This window comes from Trichocoleus sp. DQ-A1 (assembly GCF_039961955.1).
In the GTDB taxonomy this organism is placed as follows: Bacteria; Cyanobacteriota; Cyanobacteriia; order Cyanobacteriales; family FACHB-T130; genus FACHB-T130.
In genome coordinates, this window is record NZ_JAMPKE010000030.1 from 42,478 (window position 1) to 66,413 (window position 23,936).

The 23,936-nt window shown below is 49.1% G+C and carries 20 protein-coding genes and 1 other RNA gene; 14 read left to right on the top strand and 7 right to left on the bottom strand.

Going from position 1 to position 23,936, the window contains the following annotated elements; translation table 11 throughout:
• Nucleotides 1-387: 387 nt before the first annotated feature.
• The 3 genes from NDI33_RS21785 (at nucleotide 388) to NDI33_RS21795 (ending at nucleotide 2,167) form a co-directional block, all read left to right on the top strand.
• The gene (locus NDI33_RS21785; protein WP_190412807.1) at nucleotides 388-579 is read left to right on the top strand and encodes a hypothetical protein; all 192 of its coding nucleotides are present in this window, start codon (nucleotides 388-390) and stop codon (nucleotides 577-579) included.
• A complete protein-coding gene (locus NDI33_RS21790) occupies nucleotides 566-1,402 on the top strand; it encodes a pentapeptide repeat-containing protein (protein WP_190412806.1) in 837 nt (278 codons plus the stop codon). The genes NDI33_RS21785 and NDI33_RS21790 overlap by 14 nt, the downstream gene beginning before the upstream one ends.
• Nucleotides 1,403-1,570: 168 nt before the next feature.
• Complete coding sequence (locus NDI33_RS21795; protein ID WP_190412805.1) at nucleotides 1,571-2,167, top strand: pentapeptide repeat-containing protein; 597 nt, start codon at nucleotides 1,571-1,573, stop codon at nucleotides 2,165-2,167.
• Between the two features lie 293 nt (nucleotides 2,168-2,460).
• On the opposite strand, the gene NDI33_RS21800 is transcribed toward NDI33_RS21795, so the two are convergent.
• The 3 genes from NDI33_RS21800 to NDI33_RS21810 form a co-directional block, all read right to left on the bottom strand.
• Entirely contained in the window at nucleotides 2,461-2,847 is a 387-nt protein-coding gene (locus tag NDI33_RS21800; protein WP_347275920.1) for a CAAD domain-containing protein, read from the bottom strand.
• A 421-nt stretch (nucleotides 2,848-3,268) separates the two neighbouring features.
• Nucleotides 3,269-4,327, bottom strand: a complete 1,059-nt coding sequence (locus NDI33_RS21805) for a tetratricopeptide repeat protein (RefSeq protein WP_190412803.1) — start codon at nucleotides 4,325-4,327, stop codon at nucleotides 3,269-3,271.
• Between the two features lie 264 nt (nucleotides 4,328-4,591).
• On the bottom strand, nucleotides 4,592-5,470 hold the full coding sequence (locus tag NDI33_RS21810; protein ID WP_190676726.1) for a 6-carboxytetrahydropterin synthase: 879 nt from the start codon (nucleotides 5,468-5,470) through the stop codon (nucleotides 4,592-4,594).
• 176 nt (nucleotides 5,471-5,646) lie between these two features.
• On the opposite strand from NDI33_RS21810, the gene rnpB reads away from it, so the two are divergent.
• The 5 genes from rnpB (at nucleotide 5,647) to NDI33_RS21835 (ending at nucleotide 9,614) form a co-directional block, all read left to right on the top strand.
• Nucleotides 5,647-6,054: RNase P RNA component class A (rnpB, locus tag NDI33_RS21815), an RNA gene on the top strand.
• Between the two features lie 53 nt (nucleotides 6,055-6,107).
• Complete coding sequence (locus NDI33_RS21820) at nucleotides 6,108-6,233, top strand: hypothetical protein (protein WP_277878910.1); 126 nt, start codon at nucleotides 6,108-6,110, stop codon at nucleotides 6,231-6,233.
• 234 nt (nucleotides 6,234-6,467) lie between these two features.
• The gene (locus NDI33_RS21825) at nucleotides 6,468-7,877 is read left to right on the top strand and encodes a DICT sensory domain-containing protein (RefSeq protein WP_190676729.1); all 1,410 of its coding nucleotides are present in this window, start codon (nucleotides 6,468-6,470) and stop codon (nucleotides 7,875-7,877) included.
• Nucleotides 7,813-8,442, top strand: a complete 630-nt coding sequence (gene rnc / locus NDI33_RS21830) for a ribonuclease III (RefSeq protein WP_190412910.1) — start codon at nucleotides 7,813-7,815, stop codon at nucleotides 8,440-8,442. The genes NDI33_RS21825 and rnc overlap by 65 nt, the downstream gene beginning before the upstream one ends.
• Before the next feature lie 89 nt (nucleotides 8,443-8,531).
• Nucleotides 8,532-9,614 carry a Gfo/Idh/MocA family oxidoreductase gene (locus tag NDI33_RS21835; RefSeq protein WP_190676731.1) on the top strand — a complete coding sequence of 361 codons (1,083 nt, stop codon included), beginning with the start codon at nucleotides 8,532-8,534 and terminating at the stop codon, nucleotides 9,612-9,614.
• A gap of 178 nt (nucleotides 9,615-9,792) precedes the next feature.
• Here NDI33_RS21835 and NDI33_RS21840 read toward each other — a convergent pair whose 3' ends face one another.
• Nucleotides 9,793-11,964, bottom strand: coding sequence for a sensor histidine kinase (locus NDI33_RS21840; protein ID WP_190676734.1), 2,172 nt, complete (start codon nucleotides 11,962-11,964; stop codon nucleotides 9,793-9,795).
• A gap of 263 nt (nucleotides 11,965-12,227) precedes the next feature.
• Between NDI33_RS21840 and NDI33_RS21845 the strand changes: the two genes are divergently transcribed.
• From NDI33_RS21845 to NDI33_RS21855, 3 genes are all read left to right on the top strand, one after another.
• Nucleotides 12,228-12,920, top strand: a complete 693-nt coding sequence (locus tag NDI33_RS21845) for a RibD family protein (protein ID WP_190676735.1) — start codon at nucleotides 12,228-12,230, stop codon at nucleotides 12,918-12,920.
• A 444-nt stretch (nucleotides 12,921-13,364) separates the two neighbouring features.
• Nucleotides 13,365-15,518: an iron uptake porin gene (locus NDI33_RS21850; RefSeq protein ID WP_347275918.1), complete on the top strand. Its 2,154-nt coding sequence runs from the start codon at nucleotides 13,365-13,367 to the stop codon at nucleotides 15,516-15,518.
• Between the two features lie 468 nt (nucleotides 15,519-15,986).
• The gene (locus NDI33_RS21855) at nucleotides 15,987-18,551 is read left to right on the top strand and encodes a hypothetical protein (protein ID WP_190676737.1); all 2,565 of its coding nucleotides are present in this window, start codon (nucleotides 15,987-15,989) and stop codon (nucleotides 18,549-18,551) included.
• Between the two features lie 232 nt (nucleotides 18,552-18,783).
• On the opposite strand, the gene pgeF is transcribed toward NDI33_RS21855, so the two are convergent.
• Nucleotides 18,784-19,575, bottom strand: coding sequence for a peptidoglycan editing factor PgeF (pgeF, locus tag NDI33_RS21860; RefSeq protein ID WP_190676751.1), 792 nt, complete (start codon nucleotides 19,573-19,575; stop codon nucleotides 18,784-18,786).
• 95 nt (nucleotides 19,576-19,670) lie between these two features.
• Here pgeF and NDI33_RS21865 point away from each other — a divergent pair, with 95 nt between their 5' ends.
• A complete protein-coding gene (locus tag NDI33_RS21865) occupies nucleotides 19,671-20,498 on the top strand; it encodes a biotin--[acetyl-CoA-carboxylase] ligase (protein WP_190676739.1) in 828 nt (275 codons plus the stop codon).
• Nucleotides 20,499-20,617: 119 nt separating this feature from the next.
• Entirely contained in the window at nucleotides 20,618-22,282 is a 1,665-nt protein-coding gene (locus NDI33_RS21870; RefSeq protein WP_242033177.1) for a M23 family metallopeptidase, read from the top strand.
• Between the two features lie 33 nt (nucleotides 22,283-22,315).
• Here NDI33_RS21870 and NDI33_RS21875 read toward each other — a convergent pair whose 3' ends face one another.
• Nucleotides 22,316-23,023, bottom strand: coding sequence for a riboflavin synthase (locus NDI33_RS21875; RefSeq protein ID WP_190676741.1), 708 nt, complete (start codon nucleotides 23,021-23,023; stop codon nucleotides 22,316-22,318).
• A gap of 88 nt (nucleotides 23,024-23,111) precedes the next feature.
• Nucleotides 23,112-23,282, bottom strand: coding sequence for a hypothetical protein (locus NDI33_RS21880; protein ID WP_190439813.1), 171 nt, complete (start codon nucleotides 23,280-23,282; stop codon nucleotides 23,112-23,114).
• Between the two features lie 132 nt (nucleotides 23,283-23,414).
• On the opposite strand from NDI33_RS21880, the gene NDI33_RS21885 reads away from it, so the two are divergent.
• A complete protein-coding gene (locus tag NDI33_RS21885; RefSeq protein WP_190412793.1) occupies nucleotides 23,415-23,915 on the top strand; it encodes a bifunctional nuclease family protein in 501 nt (166 codons plus the stop codon).
• Nucleotides 23,916-23,936 lie beyond the last annotated feature (21 nt).

Genomic DNA, 23,936 nt, shown 5'->3' on the forward strand with positions numbered 1-23,936 from the left:
TGCGCGAACTAACAAGTCAGCGCTAGGCTAACGCCTCGCTTCGCTGTTTTCATGCCCAAAGGGCTGTACGCTATTGCCACCCCTCCGCCAAAATTCTAGGCGCGGTGAAGCATAGTGACTTTATCCCACACTTAACCTTACGGTTATAGTGTAAGCTTTCTCAACCTCACGGCTACTGGTTCTAGTATCCAACAGGCAAACTCGCTCAAGCATCTACACTGACTGAATGTCCAACAATTAAACTGACCCAGGCTCCAAACGCGAGTTCCACCGTTTTTGAATCCCGCTCGAAGTGAAGGATCTAAACAAATGTTCGCTCTACCTGTGTACCCAGGAGGTTTTACGCACTCAAGGGTTAGGGAGTGTCGCCTCCTGCTTCAACGTGTCATGGTTCTGTGTCGATCCCAATCGTCGATTAGAACCTTTATTTTTGGCTTTGAGCGTCTGTCATCCCACCCTTGGGCAGTTGGCATAGACTGCGATCGCTATTTTCCTGCCACTCTAGGAGAGGGGTTGAACCCCATCCCTAACGACTGTAGCGGCAGTACCCTGAAGGGAGGTCTAGATGGATGCCGATGAACTGAAACGCCTCTACGCAGCAGGCGAACGAGATTTTCGAGAGGTAAGTCTGCGGAGAGCAGACCTGATGGGAATTGACCTGAGCGAAGCGAACCTACGGGGAGCAGACCTGCGCGAAGCAAATCTAATTGGGGCATACCTAATCGGAGTCAACCTACGCGAGGCAAATCTCAATGGAGCGGTTCTCCGCGCCAATCTCAGCGAGGCAAATCTTATCGGCGCTAGCCTGATTGACGCCAACCTGAGCGAAGCGATTTTAACTGAAGCGAGTTTACGAGCTGCCAATCTCAGCGGAGCTAACCTCGCCGGAGCTAACCTGAGTCACGCTCTTTTGAGCGAGACTATTCTCCGCGATGCCAATCTGACTGGAGCCAAACTAATTGATGCACCCTTAAGTCGAAGCAACTTGACGAATGCTACGTTGATTGGAGCTGTGCTGGAAGGTGCAAACTTAACGAATGCCATTCTAATTGGAGCCAACCTGGAGAAAGCCAACTTAGCGAACGCTGTTTTAAATGGAGCCAGTGCAATTGGAGCAAATCTCACGCAAGCAGACTTGAGCCGCGCCAAGATGAGCGGAACCAATCTGACAAATGTCATCTTAATTAAAGCCAATCTGAGGGGAGCAAATGTAAGTTGGGCGACTCTGCGAGGAGCGAATCTCACCGGAGCTAACTTGTACAGGTCAAAACTATGCTGGTCAAACCTGACTGGGGCAATTCTCACTGAAGCGGTTCTCATTGACGCTAACCTAAATCGGGTCAATTTCCGTGACGCCGATATGACTGGTGCCATCATGCCTAATGCAGCTACGCACGAGTAGCGAAGTGACAAGTCAGCCCTAAACTAACGCCTTGCTTCGCTATTTTCATGCCCAAAGGGCTGTACGCGATCGCCAGCCAGATTTTAGATTGGCAATTCATGGAAAATCAATCTAAAATCCAAAATTCCTAAGTCCACGCTAACTGGAAGCAATTTAGAGGCAATAGAAATGGATGGGGATGAGGTTTTAACACGATATGCTGCTGGAGAACGGGATTTCCAGAAGTTAGATTTGAAGGCGGCAAATCTGGAAGGAGCGAACCTACGCCAGGTCGATTTCAGCGAGACGATTCTGGAGGGAGTTAACCTAGCCGGAGCCAACCTGCGGGGGGTGAACCTAACAGGTGCCGATCTGAGTGGAGCAAACTTGAGTCGTGCTGATCTCACGGGTGCCGATCTCACGGGTGCTGACTTGATCGGAACCAATTTTGATAAAGCCAGACTGATTGGAACAAGGCTCGTTAAAACCGAACCGATTGGTGCTGAGTTAACTGGAGCGAACTTAACTGGCGCAAATCTAACTGGCGCAGATATGAGAAGGGCAAACTTGAGCTACGCCAACCTCAGCGATGCAATCTTGTGTGAAGCCAATCTGACTAGCGCCCTCCTCATTGGAGTAAATCTGAATAGAACCGACTTAATTAAGGCGAATTTGAGTCAAGCCGACTTAAGTGAAACTGATTTGAACGGAGCCGATTTAAGTGGAGCGGAATTGAGCGGGACAATTATGCCAGTTGAACACTTTACACCCAGCGAGAGCAAATGAGCCGCGATCGTTGGTAAATTCAACGATAAAATCCGACGATCGCGCCAAACTTAGTGGTAGAGATGCAATTCCTGCCAGTCTTCTACAATCTAGAAGCTAAAATCCAAAATGATATTTTGGATTCGACTCGCTTAAAAATATCACGTGATGGGCACACGCGCTTTCTACCAGTATTAAGAAATTTACAACTAAAATTATTAGGGGCAGTCACTAGTGTGCTACCCCTAAGTCAGAAAATCAGAGACGCAGGGCAACAATGCTGTGCGGAAATGAGCTATGCGGAAATGAGAAATTTACGAGTTATTGGAATCCCCGCCGACAACTTGCGACTTGAGAGCTTTAAACTCCTCGGACAACTCCTGACGATTAGAAGCTCGGAGTAAGTAGCGGTACACAAACCAGGCTGAGTAGCCAATTCCTACCAGTTCAAAGGTCGGCGCTAGCAGAGGAATATCATTAAGCGCATCCAGAACCGCCAGTGTCACCTTCACGGTAATGATGCCAGCTAATATTAGACCTAGAGTGGTCAAGGGGCGCTGGTACTCTGAGAAGAACTCACCTAAGTATTCGGGTAGTTCTGCGAAAAATGCGGAAATTTGTTCTCCAATTTGCTGCCACTTTTCCGTTGATTGGGTGGCTGGGGGTAGAGCTGCCAATTCGCCTGGGGCGTCAACTCTCATTTCTACCTGGGTTTTTTCGGTCTCTGGAGCGGAATAATCAGTTTGCATGGTGTCCATATCCTCCATATCGTTGTTTTAGGTACGATTGTGTATCGTTTAGGCAAGATAGCTGGGTACAATTGCGGGGTGAATTCCTCTTGCTCATATTATCAGACACCCCAAGACCACTTCGCTGAGTCCAGAATTTTCCGGTTAAAACTTAGTGATAATCGGGCGAGCGGTCTCCATGCATCTCCCAAAAGCGGGACGTAGCTAGAGAAAATAAAAAATTAAAAATCAAGAAACTTTTTAGCTCAATCTACGCTGTACGGATATAGATTAGAAACTAAAGCTGAAAAACATACCTAGTAAGCTTTTCGGGCGCAACTAAGCTCTCGGCAATACATAGATTGCCTTATAAATTTTTATTTTTAATTAAATGCTATTGGTCGTATTCCATCACTTTGGCGTAATCGCCCAAAGCATAGCAAGCAACTCGGAGGCTTCCCAGAGCCTGCCCTTCGACTCGGCTGTCTTGGAGGATTCGCGCTATCCTTAAGCGTTGTTCATAGTAGTCAATTGCTTTAGCGTAGTTGCTCAATGCCTCGTAAGCCACTCCTAAATGCGAAAGTGCCTGCTCTTGGGAGCGGAGGTCATCCGTTGCCGAAGCGATCGCTAGGCGTTGCTCTCCATAGTCAATTGCCGCAGAGTAGTCCCCGATTGCGTAGCAGGCGTTCCCCAGATTTCTCAGGATCTGTACCTCAATACGGTGATCTCCAGTCTGCTGCACGAGTGCTAAACGCTGCTTATAGTAGGCGATCGCTTTGACATAGTCTCCCAAAGCGTAGCAAGCATTTCCCAAATTTCTCAGGATCTGACCCTCTGCCTCTTGGTCTTGGAGTTCCCGCGCCACTATCAGACTTTGATGCTGGTATTCAATGGCGGCTGAGTAGTCTCCCAGTGCCTTGTAAGCTAGTCCGAGATTATTCAGCGCCGCCACTTCTGCACTCAAGTCTTTCAGTTCCCGCACGACTAGCAGACTTTGTTGCTGAAACTCAATGGCTTTGGCATGGTTGCCTAAGTGACGGTAGGCATTGCCGATATTTCCCAGCGCTTGACTTTCCAATCGCTGATCGTTGATACTTTGGGCGATCGCTAAACTTTGCCCAGAATACTCAACCGCTTTGGCAAAATTTCCCAAGGCATAGTACACTAGCCCCAAATTGCCGAGCGTTCTTCCTTGTCCTCGCTGGTCTTGAAGTTCGCCGTAGACCGTGAGTGCTTGATGAAAGGATAGTCGTGACGCCTCGAAATGACCGTTTTGGTGCTGCTGGGCACCTTGCTCCAGCAGTCGATCGGCTTCTCCCTTAGTGTAATTATCGGTTTTTGGCTGATGCTGGCTATGAGCGCTAATATCTGTAGGAGGAACAACAGTGATGCGTTCCTCCTCAGGTAGGTCGCCCTCTTGTTGGCTGTTGTGATGGTTAACGCGGCGATCCATATATTTTTCTCAACACCTTGATTCGCTTAGCACCGACTTGCGGTATAAGGCTAGGTCGTCTCTTTTTAGTGTTCCCGGATCGGCTGGTTAAGCTCTCATGCTTTGAACAAATTTTTCAAAAAACCTTACAATTTATCGCTTTAGGCGTTGGAATGCAACCCTTGCTTGCCACTGGACGAACGCTGCTTAGGATTCGGTAGACGCAAATCGATAGCGGGTTTGTTCCCGAAATTTTCTAAAAACTTGCGTCTCCCGGCTAAAACATCAAGTAGATACAGGCGTTAGAGAGCGATCGCTCTGTTGAATTCCCGCTAAGTTTGGAGCGGTTTTGGTACAGTATACTTCACACGAATTATTCGGGCTTTCAACCAGTTTTACCTTATGCAGCTTTGCTCCTAATTCCCGGATAGGCTCTTGCAGAAGATTCCGGATATGAATGGCAATATTCTCAGCGGTGGGAACAACTTGGGCAAAATAGGCGATATCCTTGTTCAGGAAAGTATGGTCAAACGGCTCAACCACATAATCTTCTACTACCTTGTTTAACGCTCCTAAATCCACAATCATCCCTGTGCGCGGATCAATTTCGCCTTGAACTGTTACTTCCATGTGGTAGTTGTGCCCGTGACCGTTGGGACGAGCGCATTTGCCATAAATCTCGCAGTTCTCTTCGTAACTGAGGTTCGGATGAGCCAGTCTGTGAGCGGCGCTAAAGTGGGTACCAATTGTCAGATAAGCTTCCATTCCGTTTCCTTGATAGTCAGCCCAGAGTTCGGGATGTTCAAATAGTTGAATATTTACCAACGGTAAGTGAGGTGCTAGACGCTGCCAAATGGTTCGCGCGATGTTTTCTGTAGTGGGCAGGGTTTGTTGAAATTCCGACCACACATCGTTGAGATAACAGAAGTCTAGCTGACTGGTGACTTCCTGTTTGATCACCCGTTTGACTTCAGACAAGTTTTGCACCATGCCATACTCATCCAGATCCCCGGCAAGGGAGACAAACAAAACGTAGTTGTGTCCGTGTCCGGGCGACTGAGTGCAGCGACCAAACGCTTGTATATTCTCCGCTTGACTCAGTTCTGGCAGCCAATAACGGTGGCTCGCCGAAAACTGAGCGCGGCGGTTGATGATGCATCTCATAAGTCCAGTAACCAGCAGAATTATTAAGTTACGTAAATCATTCCCTTTATTCAGGATAATCGAAATTTAGGCGGGGATCTCCAATCTTTCTTGAAAAACTGCATCGGCAAAGTGAGAATTCAAAAGCGAAGATTCGCTCTCTAAAGCTCTTGAATATGCCACACTGAAGAACGGGAGAGAGTAGGCGCAGGTGGTTGCAGATTTGCTGTTTGTGCGAGTCTGAGGAAAGTCCGGGCTCCCGAAAGACCAGACTTGCTGGGTAACGCCCAGTGCGGGCGACCGTGAGGATAGTGCCACAGAAAGATACCGCCGGGAAAATTAAAAATTAAAAATGCAAAATGAATAATTTTTAATTGTCTCGGTAAGGGTGCAAAGGTGCGGTAAGAGCGCACCAGCAGCGTCGAGAGGCGCTGGCTCGGTAAACCCCGGTTGGGAGCAAGGTAGGGAATCAGGTTGGTCTTTTTCCGATTCCGTTTTAAAACCGCTTGAGGCGTCTGGTAACAGGCGTCCCAGATAGATAACCGCCCTTCCAGCGGCACTGCTGCTGTGGAGAACAGAACCCGGCTTATGACCGACTCTCTCCCTTAATCGCTTAACGGTTATTCACAAGAGCTAGAGAGCCGAGGGTGAGTCTAGGTTGAGAGATTCTCTAGCTCAACTGGCATTTGAAAAATTGGGTAAATTGAGCGATCGCCTATCGAGTCTTCCCGGCAAAACAGGACGAGCAAAGCCCAGTGTTAGTTGGCGATCGCGATCGCGCTAGTAGAGGCTGCAAGGACGAGCGGTCGGAAAAGTAATCCTTTTCTCAGGCTAAATCAATTTAATTAATAAATTCAGTGAAGCTTCATGTAAAAATGAGCTTGTTTTTCTCTTGATGCAGTCACAAAAGTCAAGACTTCAAGAAATTTTGCATAGCCACCCGTAGCATTTAGCGGTAATCTGTCTGCCAGAAGCGATATTTACACGATTTTGAACTCTTGTTAATCAGGGTGGCTTAGTGGACATATCATTGTTCCGCTCGATTGCGAACCAATACCAAGAATTGCGCGGTATTCACACGATCGCAACGATGAACGTTATCGGCGATCTGCTCGAAGATCAGTTGCTCAACCACAAACTTCCGGTTGATTTGTTTGCTGGCTTCCAGCGTTTCTCTCACTTCCTCGAACATCTCCGTCGATATAGTTACTTAGGCGAGGTATGTCGGCGGGTCTTTATATTTGGTGTTCCCGACGTTCATCCCCCCGAAATTCCGGGAATCGAATTTATTGGGCTTGAGCCTAACTCAGCCTTGTCCAGGGAGCGGTTTTGGCTGGTTGATACCCCCGATTTCTGGACGGCGGTATTGACTCAAGCTGTGGAAGGGCCAGAACGCAACAGCAACAATCAAAGCTTTGATGGGCTGTGGTCTTACGATGAAGAGGTAGTGGCGCGGGTTTCGTTGCTGATGTCCCAAGTTATGGGGACGTTTTACCAGCCGATCCGAACGCGAAACTACGTTCAGCAAAGTGCCCACATTGCCGAAATTAATGGACGCCTGCTGGGACGGCTCAAAGAAGCCGAACTCACGAGTCACCGCCGTTGGGTGCAGCTTTCTACCTTGCATAAATTTTCCACCGCTCTATCGCAGTATCAGCCTTTGCCTTGTATATTGCGAGATGCGGTGCAGATATTATTTACCAATTTTGGTGCCGCCGATGCCGTCATTGCCCTCAACTTGAACAATGACAATTTTATGGTGGTTTCCGCAGCAGGCAACATCAGCACCAACAAACCAATTGTCGGAATTAGCGATGGAGCTAGCGGTAAAGCAATCGGTGAGGGTAGATTGATTTATGTCGAAGATGTGCGCCAGAATGGTTTGATGGAACCCCTGATGCCCACGGCTCAAACGTTAATGGCAGCCCCGTTGCAAGGTCGTCGTCGCGTTTACGGTGTGGTGACGGTTGGTGGTAGAGAACCGAAGCAATGGAATGAGGAAGACGGTCAGACTGTGATGGCGATCGCTAAAATGCTGGCGGTACTCATCGAACAGAAGACCCAGCTCAGCGGGGATGTCGTGTTACAACTCAGACGTGCCAAACACTTAGAGCAGACAATCTCCAAGTTGCGTCAACCCATCGCCCGCCTGCGCGATTTGCAGCAAAAACTCCGGGAAGAAGTCCACCTCTTACCAATTCAACGAGAACTGATGGCTCAGGTTGAGGCGCTGTTCAGTGATGTTGCAAAAATGATTGGGGTTCCCCTAAGTCCAACGCATTCCCATGAATCTCAGCTATCCTCCTCGTCAAAAGCAGCTGCAAAGTCTGATCCAAAAGTTAGGGCTTCCACCGCAGGTACCAGTGCAGTGGTCGCTCCTCAACTTAGCGCTCACCCACCCCACAATTTCGACAACGGCGAACTATGAGCAATTGGAGTTCCTGGGGGATGCGGTAGTGCGGATGGCAGCGTCTGAATTTTTATGGGAAGTTTATCCTGATTGTTCTGTGGGTGAATTTTCGGCAATTCGGAAGGTACTGGTGAGCGATCGCACCTTAGCCGGTATTGCAGATAGTTACGGACTAGATCGCTACCTGTTAATTTCTGAAAGTGCAGCAGGTGACAAAGCAGGTCTTACCTCGCGGTTGGCAGACGCCTTTGAAGCGGTGTTGGGTGCCCTGTACCTGAGTACGCATACCTTAGAACTAGTGCGTCCGTGGCTAGATTCTCATTTTAAACAACTGGCATCCGAAATTCGGACAGACCCAGCCTACCAAAACTACAAGGACGCCCTCCAGGAATGGACGCAAGGTCATTACCAAATGCTGCCAGAATATCGCGTCCAGGAAACCAGACGAATTCACGGCGATCCAGAGCGCTTCACTGCCGAGGTTTGGCTGCAAGGGCGTCGATTGGGTCAAGGTAAGGGACATTCTAAAAAAGCTGCCGAACAAGCTGCGGCGAGGGAAGCTTTTTTAGCCATTAGCAATTAGCCTAGTTCATGGCTAATTGAAGACTGGTTAATGGCGAATGACAAAGAACAATTAGCCAGTCTTCAATGAACAACGAACAATAAACAACGATGAAAACTGGAATTGCTGTGTTGGGGGCTGGACGCTGGGGTGTACATCTCGTGCGGAATTTCCTAGAGCATCCCCAATCCCGCTTGGTCGCGGTATTAGACCCGAAGCAGGAGCGCCTGGAAGCACTTCGAGAACGGTTTAAGTTAGATGACAGCGTGCTGCTAACAACCGAATGGTCCCAGGTGCAGCAGATGCCGGAAGTCGAGGCAGTTGCGATCGCAACCCCAGCCACGACACACTACACCTTGATCGCTGATGCTCTCCGGCAAGGCTATCACGTCTTATCAGAAAAACCACTCACCCTCGATCCGTCTGAATCCATAGAACTGTGCCGATTAGCAGAACAACAGCACCGGCAACTCTTCGTAGACCACACCTATTTATTTCACCCAGCGGTTGAACGCGGTAAAACCGCTATCCAATCTGGAATTCTCGGAGATTTGCGCTATGGCTACGCCACCCGTACCCATCTAGGCCCTGTGCGCCAGGATGTTGATGCACTCTGGGACTTAGCAATCCACGATATTAATATTTTCAACAATTGGCTTCAGGCAACGCCAACTCAGGTGCAAGCCAGCGGCACCGTTTTTTTGCACCAAGAAGCCGGAATGAAAGATGAAGTCAATTCTCAAACTCATCCCTCATCCCTGATTCTTCATCCTTTAAGAGACCTTGTTTGGGCGACACTTACCTATCCCAGCGGCTTTCAAGCCTTTATCCACCTGTGCTGGCTGAATCCTGATAAACAGCGTCGTTTGTGCGTAGTGGGGAGTGAGGGAACTTTGATTTTTGATGAGTTACAAGCAGAATCACCGCTAACCATTCAGCATGGACGCTTTGAAAACACCAGTGCTGGCCCTTATACGCCAGCCAATCAAAGCCGGGAAGTATTGAGCATAGAACCGGGCGAACCTTTAGGGCGAGTTTGCGATCGCTTTTTGAGCTGTATCCACCAGAATCAATCTTCAGAGATTTCTTCGGGATGGGTGGGTGCCCAGCTGGTACAGATTCTTCGATGTCTGAGCGAATCTTTACAACAGGGAGGACTGACGGTTACAGTTCCCCAGTCCGTGAAAAATTAAAGCTTCTTCAATTTTTCCTCTTTCAAGGCGATCGCGAAATCTTACGTTTCCCTGTATGTAAACAGAGAGATTGAGAAAGAGTCTGAGGGAAATTTTCACCATTGAGATGCCTTCTATAAACCCCTCCTCGTTAACGAGGAGTGGGTTTCATTCCGCAGTCAAACAGATAGCTGAATTCTTAATTTTTTGCCGCATTCGTAGACTCAAGAGTTGGCAACGCTGAAGTATCAATCATGGGCACGGCAATCTCCACAGTTGTGCCCAGACCAGCTCCTGCACTTGATAGCGTAATGCTACCTCCCATCAGTTCCATTAAGTTCCGAGAAATTGCGAGTCCCAGACCTGTGCCGCCAAATTTCCGAGTCGTCGTGCCATCAATCATGACAAAGGGGCGAAAGAGCTTATGCTGTTGATTCGGATCAATACCAATCCCTGTATCGTGAACTGTTACAACAACACGCGCAGAAGGGACGAGACGCTCTTTGAGAGAGTTCGTAGTTCCTGTTAGAAGGCTTCGAGAAAGGTTAGAAGCTCCATTCGAGATGCTAGAGGCATCTTCTCCTCTAACTTCTTGCCCATTGCCCACAGATGCCGCCGCCTGGATTTTTGTTTGTTCTTCATGACTCACTGTCGCGGCTTGAGCGACCCCATTCGATAAATGAGAGCTAGGAGGGACAGAATTCCCCACTGCCTGTTCTTTGCCATAACTAGTCTCTATCCGGGTGGTAATCGTAACGCTGCCTTTTTCAGTAAATTTAGTCGCATTGCCAACCACATTTAGCAGCACCTGCTTGAGTTTTGCGGGGTCAGTACGAACAGGAATCGATTCTGGCAAATCTGGCGTATTAAACTGCAAACCTTTTTGCTGAATCGGAACAGCCTGTAAATCAATCACTTCCTTAAGCAACTTTCGCAGATCGACTGCCTCCATAACGACGGAAAGCTTACCCGCTTCAATTTTGGCAATATCCAGAACGTCATTGATGATTCCCAGGAGGTGAATCGCTGCATCATCCGCTCGCTGTAAGAAATCCATCTCTTCTTCGCGGTCATCGCAGCAGTCATCGCGTACCAGGCGAATGCAACCAATGATCGCATTCAAGGGAGTTCTTAGTTCGTGAGAAGTATTCGCTAGAAACTCATTTTTCAGCTGATTCGCTGCTTGTGCTTCTTTCCAGGCTGTTTCGATTTCTTCTGCCCATGCTTTCAGTCGCTCCACCATATTATCGAGGGCTTCCGATAATTGATTGAATTCCCGGATTTTGAAGTTTTGAGGAACTCGATCTGTAGAGTGAAAGTGCCCTTTCGACCCAGCGTAGTCTCTCAATTGCTCCAATGGCAGCGCCAGTTCGCGAGAGATATACAGCGTTGCCAGCAGGCTAGCGGCGATTAAGCCAAATGTCAGAATCACCAGCACCTGTTGAATTTCTTTTAGACCCGATAAGGCACTATCTAAGCGAGTGACGGCTAAGATAACCCACTGGCGATCCGGCTGGTTGCTAATCGGACTGGGAATCGGGGTATACCCTGCGAGTAATTCCACACCGTTTTTCTCGAAAGAAAACAAGTGCAGAAAATCATTTCTACCCGCGATCGCATTTTTCATGACCGTTTCGAGCCTTTCCCCATCTGCCTCCTGCTTAATATTTCTTCCAACTCGCTGGGTAATCGGATGCGCCAAAATGGTTCCAGCCTGGTCAATCACCACTGGATAGCCACTCAGAGACCCTGGTTTGGCACGCTCTTGTTTCAGTAGAGCTGATTGGACACTCAGGGCATAACGCAGAGAACCCGTGCTGTCATAAACAGGCGCACTGAAAATCAATCTTAGTTGGCTTTTTGGGCTGGGTTGATTCTCTTTAACAGTTGAATTCAGGCGGGAGCTTCCTGGAAGCAGCGATTTCACCTGCACCTTGGAAGTATCTAACAGTAATTCCTGTTGCTGCTGGGGCCAGTGACTTGCATCTAGCGTACTAATGGGTTTCTCCCCACAAGTGCTGGCAGCAATGTTTCCGGTCTCGACGTTGATGAGTTGAATGCACTGGACTTGCGTTGGCAATTGTTGGGCGAGTTGGTTTAAAAATTTTTGATGCGCTTCGGGCGATCGCGATTGCAGTACGACTGCTTCACTTGCAGTCACTAAGTTGGCAGAGAGCGCTTTAATTGACTCGCTCATGCTCTCTCCTTTTCTCACTGCACTTTCGGTAAGATTTTGGCGAGCGGTTTCCAGTATGCTAGATCGTGCTTTTCTGTAGGTTACATACACCCCCATCAGCAGTACCGGGACGCTCAAAAGCAAAATGCGTGACAGCAGGATGCGACGGAAGGAGGATTGACCCGGCTTAGCCATAGGACTTCTCTAATTTGAGGTGTAAAACCCAATAGCAAGAATTCTCAAAAATCACCCCATCAGAGTGGGGGTATTGATTAGCCTACTTTTTTCTGGGTTAATCGTGTTGGTAGAGCGATACTGTTTGACAGATCCATTCCATCCTAGAACGGTTCCAGATCCTCGTATACTCTGGAAAGGTTGACTTTGTGGAATCTCTACACTAATTCCCGTAATATAAGCAATTCTTAAACTTTAATTAAATATTTGAGCGACCAGCAGCGATGACGGGATTTGTCTGGAAACGCCCTTCTACGACAGTTGTTTTGGCAATGAGTGCCGATGGCAAGATTGCGGATATTCGTCGCGATCGCGCCCGATTTTCGTCTCCAGCGGATCTGGCGCACCTGGAAAAACAGATTGCCCAAGCGGACGGAGTTTTATTTGGCGCAGGGACTCTCCGCGCTTACGGTACGACGCTGAGCGTCACGAATCCCGATTTGCTCCGCTGGCGACAACAGGAAGGGCGATCGCTCCAACCAGTCCAAATTGTTTGCTCTCAATCAGCCAATCTAGATCCGCAATGGCGCTTTTTTCGTCAACCCATACCTCGGTGGTTACTTACAGGAGAGGCAGGTGCCAAGCGCTGGCAAGGATGCTCAGAATTTGAGCGGGTTCTAGAAGTGGAGGCAACGACCGATGGAATTAGCTGGATTGCTGCTTTTCAACAGCTCTGGGAGCTAGGCTTGGAACATCTCGCTGTCCTAGGAGGTGGGGAACTCGTAGGTGCTTTAGTGGCGGCTGATTTAATCGATGAATTCTGGTTCACGGTTTGTCCGTTAATTTTAGGAGGAGCGACAGCACCGACGCCAGTAGAAGGTTCTGGATTTTTGGCAGATTTTGCACCTAGGCTGGAACTCTTGTCAGTCGAGTCGATTGAGCAAGAAGTTTTTCTACACTACCGGCGGCAGCGTTAGTTGAATTTGGTAATTTGTAGATAAAACTTGACAATTATTTGCACAATCTCTATTGCACGAACGAAACAGAAATGATGTTGAAAATCGCTCGGACACTCATTGTTAGGATTTATAAACTAATTTGACCCAGAAGAAGCGATCGCGCCTGTTTCGGCTGTGTTCATCTGAGATGGCACACTTGTCTGAGATGACCTTGAGTAATTAGGCGGGGAGTATCAAACCTCCGTGTATAAAAATTGCTTCTCCGTTAATCCCTAGGAGCAATTTTTTGTCAGCGATTATAAAAAAAAAGAAACTCAGCCAGGAACTTTCCTTTTGGGTAAACGTCACCTGCCAACCTCAATCCCTAACAAATGAAAAGGAATCCAAAGCGTTAGTAGCGACTGACACAATATTGTTGTAGAATTCCAGCAAGTATGGTGTGTTTTGAGGAGTTTTAGACCCGTGAAATCCCAGTGGAGAATAGAGAAAACAGCATCCTCAGCGCTAGTGTTTACAGCCTTTGGCTTACTAGCAGTTAGCCTCTCCCCGGCGATTGCAGCCACCGATATCGAACCAACCACAGCTGCTGAGGCAGTCCAGTCTTCAACCCAGGGATTCTCGACATCTACAGATTTAGCGACAGGAACGGATGTAACCGAGGCAAAATCGACAGCAAATTCGCTGGCGGTAGCTGCATCCGAGGGCACACTCGCATCGGCGAATGTACTGCCAGAACTAAAAGCATCGCCAACGGAACCGGCAGCAAGTTCGCCTAGTTTAGCGGCAACTCAAGAATCTGCCACTGCGGTAAATTTAACCCCCCCAACTGAAACAAGCCAGTTGCAACCAGCAGCTAGCTTACCAAAATTTTCGACTACAAAGTCTCCTATCTTGTCTGCTAGCCGTCGCAGCTTGGATGCATCTTCCACTACATCTGCAACAACAAAAGAGGCTCGCACTCTTGTAGACGCAGCAACTGTTAGCAATCCCAACACCCTGCAAGCTCAAGCGCTGCCCTCTGAAGAGGCTAGCGAACAAGTGCTTCCAGCGGGCGATCCTTTGGAAATGGGAAACCCAGAGGACATGGAAGCCAACCCATTGGATCAAGTCACCAATGTGTCCCAGTTGAGCGATGTGGAACCAAGCGACTGGGCTTACGAAGCATTGCGAAGTCTTGTAGAGCGTTACGGCTGTATTGCAGGCTATCCTGATGGCACTTTTCGCGGCAACCGGGCACTCAGTCGCTATGAATTTGCCGCAGGGGTAAATGCCTGTCTTCAGCAAATTGAGAAATTAATTGCCGCTAGTTCGGCTGATGCAGCTACCGAAGCGGATTTAGAAACCCTGCGACGACTCGTTGATGAGTTTGGGCCGGAACTGGCGACCCTACGGACGCGGGTAGATAATCTGGAAGGTCGTACCGCTTTCTTGGAAAGCCATCAGTTCTCAACCACGACGAAGCTATTTGGACAGGCAGTCGTCGGCGTTCAGGGACGCAATGAGAATGAATTTGAGTTGTTCCTGAACCGAAAATCAACTGGGAACCGATTAGAAGACCAGAATACAAATCCCAACGTCATTAGCAACGTCCAGTTGAGTTTGTTCACCCAGTTCAGTCCTCGCAGCCTGCTGCTGACTGGATTGCAAGCGGGTTCTGGAAATTCGGGACCTCGTTTGCTCAATAACGACATGGTCTTCTTGGGATATGAAGGAGACACCGGGAACGACATTGTACTGAGCGACCTCACTTATCGTCAGTTAATCGGTAATAATTTTGCCTTCATCATCGGTCCGGAAGGGGTCAACCCAGTGAACGTTTTCCGGGGAGCAAACCGCGTAGAAAGTGCCGGTCAAGGGCCACTTTCCCGCTTTGCTCAACGCAACCCAATTATTAATACCGGGGGACGTGGAGGCTTAGGCTTTGACTGGCAAGTCAATCCACGGATCAGTTTACAAGGCGTCTACTCTGCCAGCAGACCCGCAGATGCTTTTCGTGGGGGTATCGGCGGTGGACAAGATGGAGAAACCGCAGCTGGCTTGCAGTTAGTCGTATCGCCCCTAGATACGCTTGATATTGGTCTGCAATACATCAACTCCTACTCTCCGTTTGGAAGATTGGGGACTGGCGTTGGCGACGATTTGGTTCTCCTCCCGACTCCGGCAGGCAGAGGGCCAATTAATACGAATGCTTTTGGTGCCAGTTTAGAATTCCGAGCAACGCCCAACATTACAATTGGCGGTTGGGGCGGCTACACGACTTCTGACGCGCAAGGAATATCCGGAAATGTAGAAACATTCAACTGGATGGCTTACCTGAATTTCCCCGATCTGCTTGGTGAAGGCAACCTCGGCGGTATTTATGTCGGTCAGCCGCCTAAAATTACCAGTAGTGACCTGCCAATTGGAAGAAACTACCCTGATTTTATTAGTGAGGGTGGCTTTGGGGATGAAGGCGGTCAGCCAGGAAGTACAACTCACGTAGAAGCTTTCTACCGCTTCCGGGTTTCTGAGAATATCACGGTTACGCCAGGGGTGATCGTATTATTTAATCCGCTTCACAACCAGGACAACGACACAATCACAATCGGTGCCATCCGAACCACTTTTACTTTCTAAAAGTGGGCTGAAAAGTAGCGATCGCTTTGTCAGGGAGATTCATTCAAGGATCTCCCTGATAATTTTATAAAAACATTACAAATAACTTCGTAAGTAATTTCAACGCAAACCTCGCAACAGCCGAAAATAGAACAATTTTTTAAGTGTATTTACGTATATAAAATTGGTAAATAACTTTACAGAAACTTTGCAAAAATCTGGGAACTCGTTGAGAAACCAGACAGTCATTTATCTAAACACGGGCACAAGCAAAGCTAAGCAAATATGACCTAGTTCTACTTAATGCTAGTCACACTTGCCCTAATGCTTATTCAATCAGGATGCTGTTATTACTCTCTTCTAATACTTGTAGTTCTGAGCTTGCTCAGGATGAATGCTGAAGAAACTTATGATCCCCTGTTGACTATCGAATTGAGCTAGATTCTGCTATTCACCCTGTCCTCTTATACTCACTGATGGAGTCCTAACATGATTGCGAAATCAACTAAGTATGCTGTTTGTTTCGGTATCGCTGGAGGCTTGGCGATCGCTCTGGCTCCCACAGCTCACGCTCAGACGACTACGACTGCTGCTCCTACTACGACTTCTACTTCCGCTACAAGCACTCAATCTCAGTCGATTTCAATCACAGGCGGTCTGTTAGGAGGGCAAGCTGCCTTCTTTTCGCCTTTACAGTCACAGACTACTACTGGGACTACTGGTGGTACAAGTAGCCCGGTTTTGTTTGACGCTGCCGTCACCACGCTGCAACTGCAAACAACTTCCGGTAACACCAGCTCTGCTCGCTTCGTACCCCAGGCAGCAGACTTCAAAGACGTCGGTGCTGGCAACGTTGGTCGTCCTGGAAAAGATGACAAAGGTAGCTTAGTCGGTACCCTATCCGGTCTAGCCTTCACTTCTGGTGGCGCAGCTGTTCCCTTCTCGAACATCCCCACGAAACTAGACTTTACTCTGAATTCTTTTGCCAGCAGCGCCTTTTTGGGCGGTTCGCTGATTGCTCCTAAGGAGACAGGTTCGGCTCCGCTGGTTTTCCTGCCGGTTTCAAACGTCAAACTATCTACTCAGTCTCAGGCTAACTACACTGCCAAATCTGGGGTTTTAGAAGTTGGTAATTTTGAGGGCAAACTCACTGCGGGCAATATTGGTTTGCCGACATCCCTGAAGTTCAATGGCGGCAGCTCTGTTCCTCTTCCTCCATCTACTAGCTTGGGGCAAAAGACAAAATTTGAGCTGGAAGGGCAAGGATTCGGCACCTTAAGCAGCACTTTTTCCGATCAACCTAGTACAACAGGTGGCACCACAACAGGCGGCACCACAACAGGCGGCACCACAACAGGCGGCACCACAACAGGCGGCACCACAACAGGTGGCACCACAACAGGTGGCACCACAACAGGTGGCACCACAACAGGTGGCACCACAACAGGTGGCACCGGCACAACCAGCGGAACTACGACCGCAACCGGCACGCAATCTGGTACTCAAACTCCCTGCGGTTGCGATACTGACACCGCAACTACAACCGATAGCGACGACTCACAAACAAGTAGTCAAATTACAACCGCTAGTGGCACCGGCACTGCCGACGCACAAACCTTTAGCAGCACTAACAAGGTAGCCTTCAGCAGCAATAATGCTCAAACCAAATTCAAAGTTGAAGGCGAAAAATTCAAGATTGAGGGCACCGGAGTTGGCACAGATATTAAACTCGGTGGTACTACTAAGCTTGAGCTGACAAATCCCAGCAGTTTTAGTAATTCTGCAATCAAGTTCAAAGTTACAGGCGAAGGGAATGGCATCACCACAATTAATGGCAACAGCACGGTTGGCTATCTAAGCGATAACAGCAAAACACAGTTTGAATTTGGGCAAGAAGGAGGGAGTGCCTTCAAACTAAAAGGTGAAAGTCAAGGCCGTACCCAGTTCACTGTTGGTGCAGTTGCCAGCCAATTGGGTGGAACGAGTGGATATGATGTTTCTACGAACAATAGCTCTTACCAGAGCAGCAGCAGCTCCTACTCGACTGGTGCAGGTGCAGCTACAGGCCAAAACACAGGCTTTGGTTCTAAAACAAGCTTGAGCTACAACCTGATCTTCCAAAATGGTGGTAACTTTAACACCGTTATCAACAACTCTAGCGGCAGCTTCGGTGGTGGTAGCACAGGCACAGGTACCAGCGGCGGCACCAGCGGCGGTGGTAGCTTCGGCGGTAGCACAGGTGGCAGCTTCGGTGGTGGTAGCACAGGTGGTAGCACAGGTGGTAGCACAGGTGGCGGCACCAGCACTGGTAGCACAGGCGGCAGCACAAGTGGTGGCACCAGCACTAGCGCCGAGGGGAACGGCGGATCGCTTATCACCATTTACAACAGCACAACTTTCAATCTGATTTCTCTGTCTAATTCCTTCGTCCAGAGTTCTAATAAGGTCTACAACGTTGCTTCCACGTCTGGTGGCCCTGTTGGCGTCTTTGTAGAGAAAGGTCGTGGCAAGCAAAGATTGCTGGTTGTGCGCCAAAATAGCCGAGGTCTGGCTCTCGGTACCTACAAACAGAAGAAAGGTCGGGCAGTCGCAGCCTATCAGTCAGTGGGACCAGAAAGCCGTCTAGGTTTTGGGTTGGTCGGTCTGCGTCAGGTTTCAACCGAGCAGGTTACTAACGTGGAAGGTGACGCTGGCGCTGAAACCAACGACAACACCAACACCAACACCAACACTAACGACAACACCAACACTAACGACAACACCAACACCAACACCAACACCAACACCAACACCAACACTAACGACAACACCAACACCAACACCAACACCAACACCAATAACAATGGTGATGACGATGGCGATGATGATGGTGATGACGATGGCGATGACGATGATGCGAACACATCGACTCCTGAAGCCGATGACGAGGGCGATGATGATGGCGATGATGATGATGACGCCAGCACATCGACTACTACTCCAACCGCAGGTGGTACAGAAGGCTTAAATGCTGCCCCATCCAGCGATACAACAGCCCCTGCTACTCAACCATAGTCACAGCTCAAACAGATAGCGATCGCTATCTGTTTGAAGACAAAGGTTTAGCTCATGCTCCTGAAAGCAGGAAAATAGACCAACAACAAGGTGTTCTAGTTTGAGTTAGACAAATCGTATAGCGATCGCCTCCAAGTCATGGACTGGAGGCGATTTTTTTGGCACGTATATCCACAAACAACAAACGGGGCGCACGTTGAACGTGCGCCCCGTTTCTAAACAATAAAACAGCTTATTTACTTACAATTCCCGACCACTGGACTTTTTTGAGCTTGTCCCGCCGGTAAGAGAAGAAACGGTCTGGTTCCTGGTAGGTGCAGTGAGGCGCGATCGCTATCTGTTCGCGAGAAATTCCTAGTTGTTCCAGTTGCAGCTGGTTGACTCGCCGCACATCCAGTCGCACCCGTCCTGGTTGCGAGTCCTCTAATAACGGTGAATGTGGCAACTGCTGCAAGGCATCAAGAATGGATTCTGTATCTTGCTGCGGATCTTTATCTCGTAGGATGCTGGCTCCTACTTCAGATGCCACATTCACGGACACCTGATAGACATCACCTGCGATCGCGGGACCCATCGCCATCAGCAGATTTTGGAGTTGACTGCCGGAAGCTAGGAAACGGGCGATCGCTTGGGGGACAATTCGGGTAGCCGTCCCGCGCCAACCCGCATGAATCGCTGCCACCTGCCCCGTCTGGGGGTCGGCAATTAAAACCGGCGTGCAATCGGCACTGCACACCCACACTGCCTGTTGAACCTGCTCGCTGACAATCCCATCAGCGGGGGGTAGTGAGTCCCCCTCTTGACCCTCACTGGTTGCTGCTTCGATCTCTGAGGGCGTCATTACTGTATTGCCATGCACCTGTTTCACGCGATAAACCCTAGCATCCGGCTGTAAAACGTTGACTAATTCTGCCGGAGAACGGGGTGAAAATTGTTGAGTAAAAAATCCGTGAGACCAGCGTTCTAGCAAGCTACAAGTTAGATAGGGCAATCCTTCCCAAGTCCGCCAGTGCCAGGTATTTATAGAAGTTTGTGATTCTCCTGCTCCCAGGTTCAAATTGGTGCGGGAAAGCATCGCCATTCGGAACTCCTGAAATATCGGTGACATTATGCTAACTTATGCTACGAATCAATTTGTTAGCAACCGTGGCATTCGATCGGCATTGTCTGGAAGCCTTTTTAGGGGATGTTTCTCTACCGCTTTCTTTCCATATCTTTGAGACTTTACCTTCCACAAACCAAACTCTTTGGGAACTGCTCGATCGAGGAGCAACACCGGGAACCGTTGTCATTGCCCTTCAGCAAACTGCTGGGCGGGGTCAGTGGGGACGCCAGTGGCAATCCAGTACAGGCGGACTTTACCTGTCTGTTGCTCTAGCTCCCGATTTAGTTGCAACCAATAGCGCCCATTTGACTCTATGCAGCGCTTGGGGAATTGCTACCACATTGCGGAGTCACGGCATCCCAGCGTTGATTAAATGGCCGAATGACCTAATCTTGTGCAAACGCAAATTAGGGGGTATTCTCACCGAAACTAGAGTGCAAAAAGGACGGATTACCAAAGCCGTCGTGGGTGTAGGAATTAACTGGGCAAATCCAGTCCCGGAAACTGGCATCAATCTAGAATCGTTTTTGGAGCAGCAGCCAATCGAAGCGAATGCCTTACATGCATGGTTCGCTAATACCTTAGAAAGATTAGCGGCAATAACTTTGCAGGGCATTTTATCCGGATATCGACACGTTTCCCCAGAAGGAATAGACGCCCTACTTCCCGCTTACGTAGAGCTTCTCAGTTGCAGGGGGCGTTCTGTCATCGTAGAGGGACGCTCTGGAGTCATTGTGGGTGTCGCATCCACCGGCGAACTTCAAGTCCGCTTGAACTCTTCAGCAGCTGCCGAGGAAATCTGCCTCAAGCCCGGTACAATCAGTCTTGGCTATGATGGGTAATTTTCCACAAGCTCTGGGAGTGAAAATAGATGGGGTAAACGACAATAACCATGTCTTTACACCAAAAACACTAACCAGTATGACCCTATAGAGTGAGTGAGATGAGGAGTGATTCGGAAATGAGCCAGCGAAACCACCCTAGTTATACTCCGTTTGGCCTGTTTTGCCGCCGTCCTTTGGTGCAGGGACTCAGTTGGATTGGCGGTATCGGTGTCCTCAGCAGCGGCTTAGTTTGGGCACAAAGCGATCCAAGCATAGATACAATCGGCACGCCTACTACTCAAGAGGCACCGCCTACTGTAAAAATGGAGACGAACTCCCCGCGACGAGCTGAGCCGACAGTTGTTCGTCGCCGTTCAGCTTCAGCACCAGAACCAGAGCCAAATTTTGTACGCCGTCGCTCGGCTCCAGCAGCAGAGAACGCTTCATCGAGTGTCCGGCGTCGCCGATTGGCTCGTCAGCGTGCGTTAGAGACAACATCTGTCCGCCGTCGCCGTTCTGCTCCAGAACCTGCGGTTGTCCGTCGTCGCTCGCTTCCAGTATCAGCACCAGAGACTTCGGTCGCCGTTCCAAGAAAAGCAAAACTTTCTCCTCCCAGGTTGGTGGAGCCAAACACGATTTCTTATGTAAAGCCTCCTAAGCTTAGACCGAGCAAAGCCCAAAAGAGCGGGATAAGTTCCAGCGATTACAACAATAGTTATATCGATCCGACTGACTATAGTCTTGGTGCAACGAGTCGAGGCAAGGAGCCGATTCGTTCTTACGATGAACCACCTGCCGTTGTGCTGTCGGAACGGTCAACAGGATGTCAAAGAGTCTTGCAGAGCGGGCAGGGTTTATCTGGTGGAAGCTGCGGTGTTGCACGGATACCTTCTAGGAATACTAACCGCCTGAGGGAAACTGCTAGATTAACCTACCCGACCAGAACCCGTAGAGAGTACGCAAGTGACACAGACGTACCGGAAGTGTTACGGACTTCTGGGTACGCGAATCATAGAGTCAGCCGTGCCCGTCTGGGGGTAAACCAGCCAGAACGAGAAATCCGTCAGCAAATCTTAGTTGCTTCTGCTAATCCTGTGGCAATTGGCTCAAGAAGCGATCGCCCTCAAGGCATTCGCTCAATTAACCGCCGTCGCTCTAGGTCGTTGGGTTCCTCTGCCGTTACTCGAGCGACTGCGATCGCTGCTAATAACGTTGGCAGCAGCCAAAGCTCTATTCCATTCAATGTGCCCGAATACAAAGCCCCGATTCCGACCATTTTCCGGGGCTTGGCTAACGGCAATACCAGCTTAATATTCCCACTGGCGATTCCTGCGCCAATTACCTCGCTTTTCGGGTGGCGGACGCATCCGATTTCCGGCACTCGCCGGTTCCATGCGGGTACTGACTTGGGGGCACCTCTGGGTACACCCGTCCTGGCAGCTTTTGCGGGGAAGGTTGCGATCGCTGACTGGATGGGCGGCTATGGTCAAGCTGTTGTCCTCAAACACAACGAAACCCAAGAAACTCTCTATGCTCACCTGTCGGAAATTTTGGTTCAACCCGGTCAACAGATCGAACAAGGAACCGTGATTGGGCGGGTTGGTAGTACCGGCAATTCCACAGGTCCCCACCTTCACTTTGAAATCCGCCAGCTAACGCAAGAAGGCTGGATGGCGGTGGACTCAGATGCCTACTTGGAATATGGTCTGGCGCAAATGATCAAAGCTTTGCAAACCGCCCATTCTGCTCCCGCAGCTCCAGCAACGTCATCAGCTGCGTTAACCCCGCAACCAGGTAGCTAAGAATTAAAAATTCATCTTTTTGAATTTTGATTTCTAAGAATACCCGTGTTCTACTAAGAAAGCGGGTGTAATTCCATCCATCCCGATCGTAGCGGGTGCATTCTGCTCAGATGTTCGTGCTGGATAACGCAGAAATTTTTCCACGTACTTGCCCAGAATATCTCCTTCCAAATTCACCAAACTGCCAGTCTGTAAATAAGGTAGGTTTGTCTCGGCATAAGTATGAGGAATCACCGCCACTGTAAACCAACTTCCATCAGGGTCGCAATCTGCCACCGTCAGACTCACACCATTGACCGCAATACTGCCTTTGGGAATGATGTACCGAGCAATCTGGCGCTGCCCGACATCCTCTGCTGCCGGTACCTCAAAGCGCATTTCCCAGGAAGTAGCAGTTTGTACCGACTCTTGCAGACAGCCGATTCCGTCTATGTGACCTGTTACAAAATGTCCTCCTAGCTTGCTGCCAACCCGGAGAGAGGTTTCTAAATTCACGTAGGCGGCGGCTTGTTCTCGCTGTCCTAAGGTGGTGCGACTGAGAGTTTCCGGAGAAGCGGTTGCCACAAAGCCTTGAGGCGAAATTTCCTCTACCGTCAGACAAACGCCATCCACCGCCACACTATCGCCAATCGCTAAATCTGACAGTATCAGCTGACAAGTATCTCCCACGCAGGAAAGCCCAAAACGGTCTTCTCCCAGAGAATTAATAGTTCCTAGAGCTTGAATTAATCCGGTAAACACTGTTTTTAAGTGAAATTAGGTAAATAACGGTCATTGGCAAACGATCGTCGCTCATGATTCAGTGAAAAAACCGAAAAACAACTTGCTATTAGATGTAATTAATCGGATTTCGACCTACTGATAACTGATAGCGAACAACCAGCGAAGGGATGAAGGCAATCGGTCTATATTTTTTAGTAAAATCTCCAGCGAATCGTTCTAAGACTGAGGCATACTGGGAGATACAGCTTTGTTGATCCCAACTTAACCAAGTCTTCATAGCTGGTTGTACCTTCGCTTGGTAAGGTGATTAGAACCGCAAGCGTGTTTGTTAAACCCCACTACCTCCAGTACCAGTTTATAGCTTTGCTTTATCCCCCCCGACGCCTACCGTGTTCTAGAGGCCAAGCTGATGATTGAAATGAAAGTCGCTGGAATTGCATTAGATGCCGTGACGCGCAGCCCGATTGTGTTGCTCAAAGATGCCTCGGAGCGACGAGCCTTGCCAATTTATATTGGGCAAGATCAGGCAAAGGCAATTATCAGCGCTTTGGAAAAACAAACCCCTCCCCGTCCCCTGACTCATGACCTCCTGGTTAATATCCTGGACGTTTGGAATATGACCTTAGAGCGGATCATTATTCACTCGCTTCAGGACAATACCTTTTATGCGATCTTGAGTGTCCGGCAGGGTGAGGTAAAAAAGGAGATTGATGCTCGGCCTAGTGATGCGATCGCGATCGCCATCCGCACTGGCAGCCCCATTTGGGTAATGGAAGAAGTCATTGCTGATGCTTCTATCCCCGTTGACCGCGATGCCGATGAGGCAGAACGCCGAGCCTTCCGTGATTTTGTATCGAAGCTTCGACCGGAAGATTTGATCCAGCGAGGAGGCTCCAGCACGGAATCATAGCACACCAAAGATAAAAGTAAA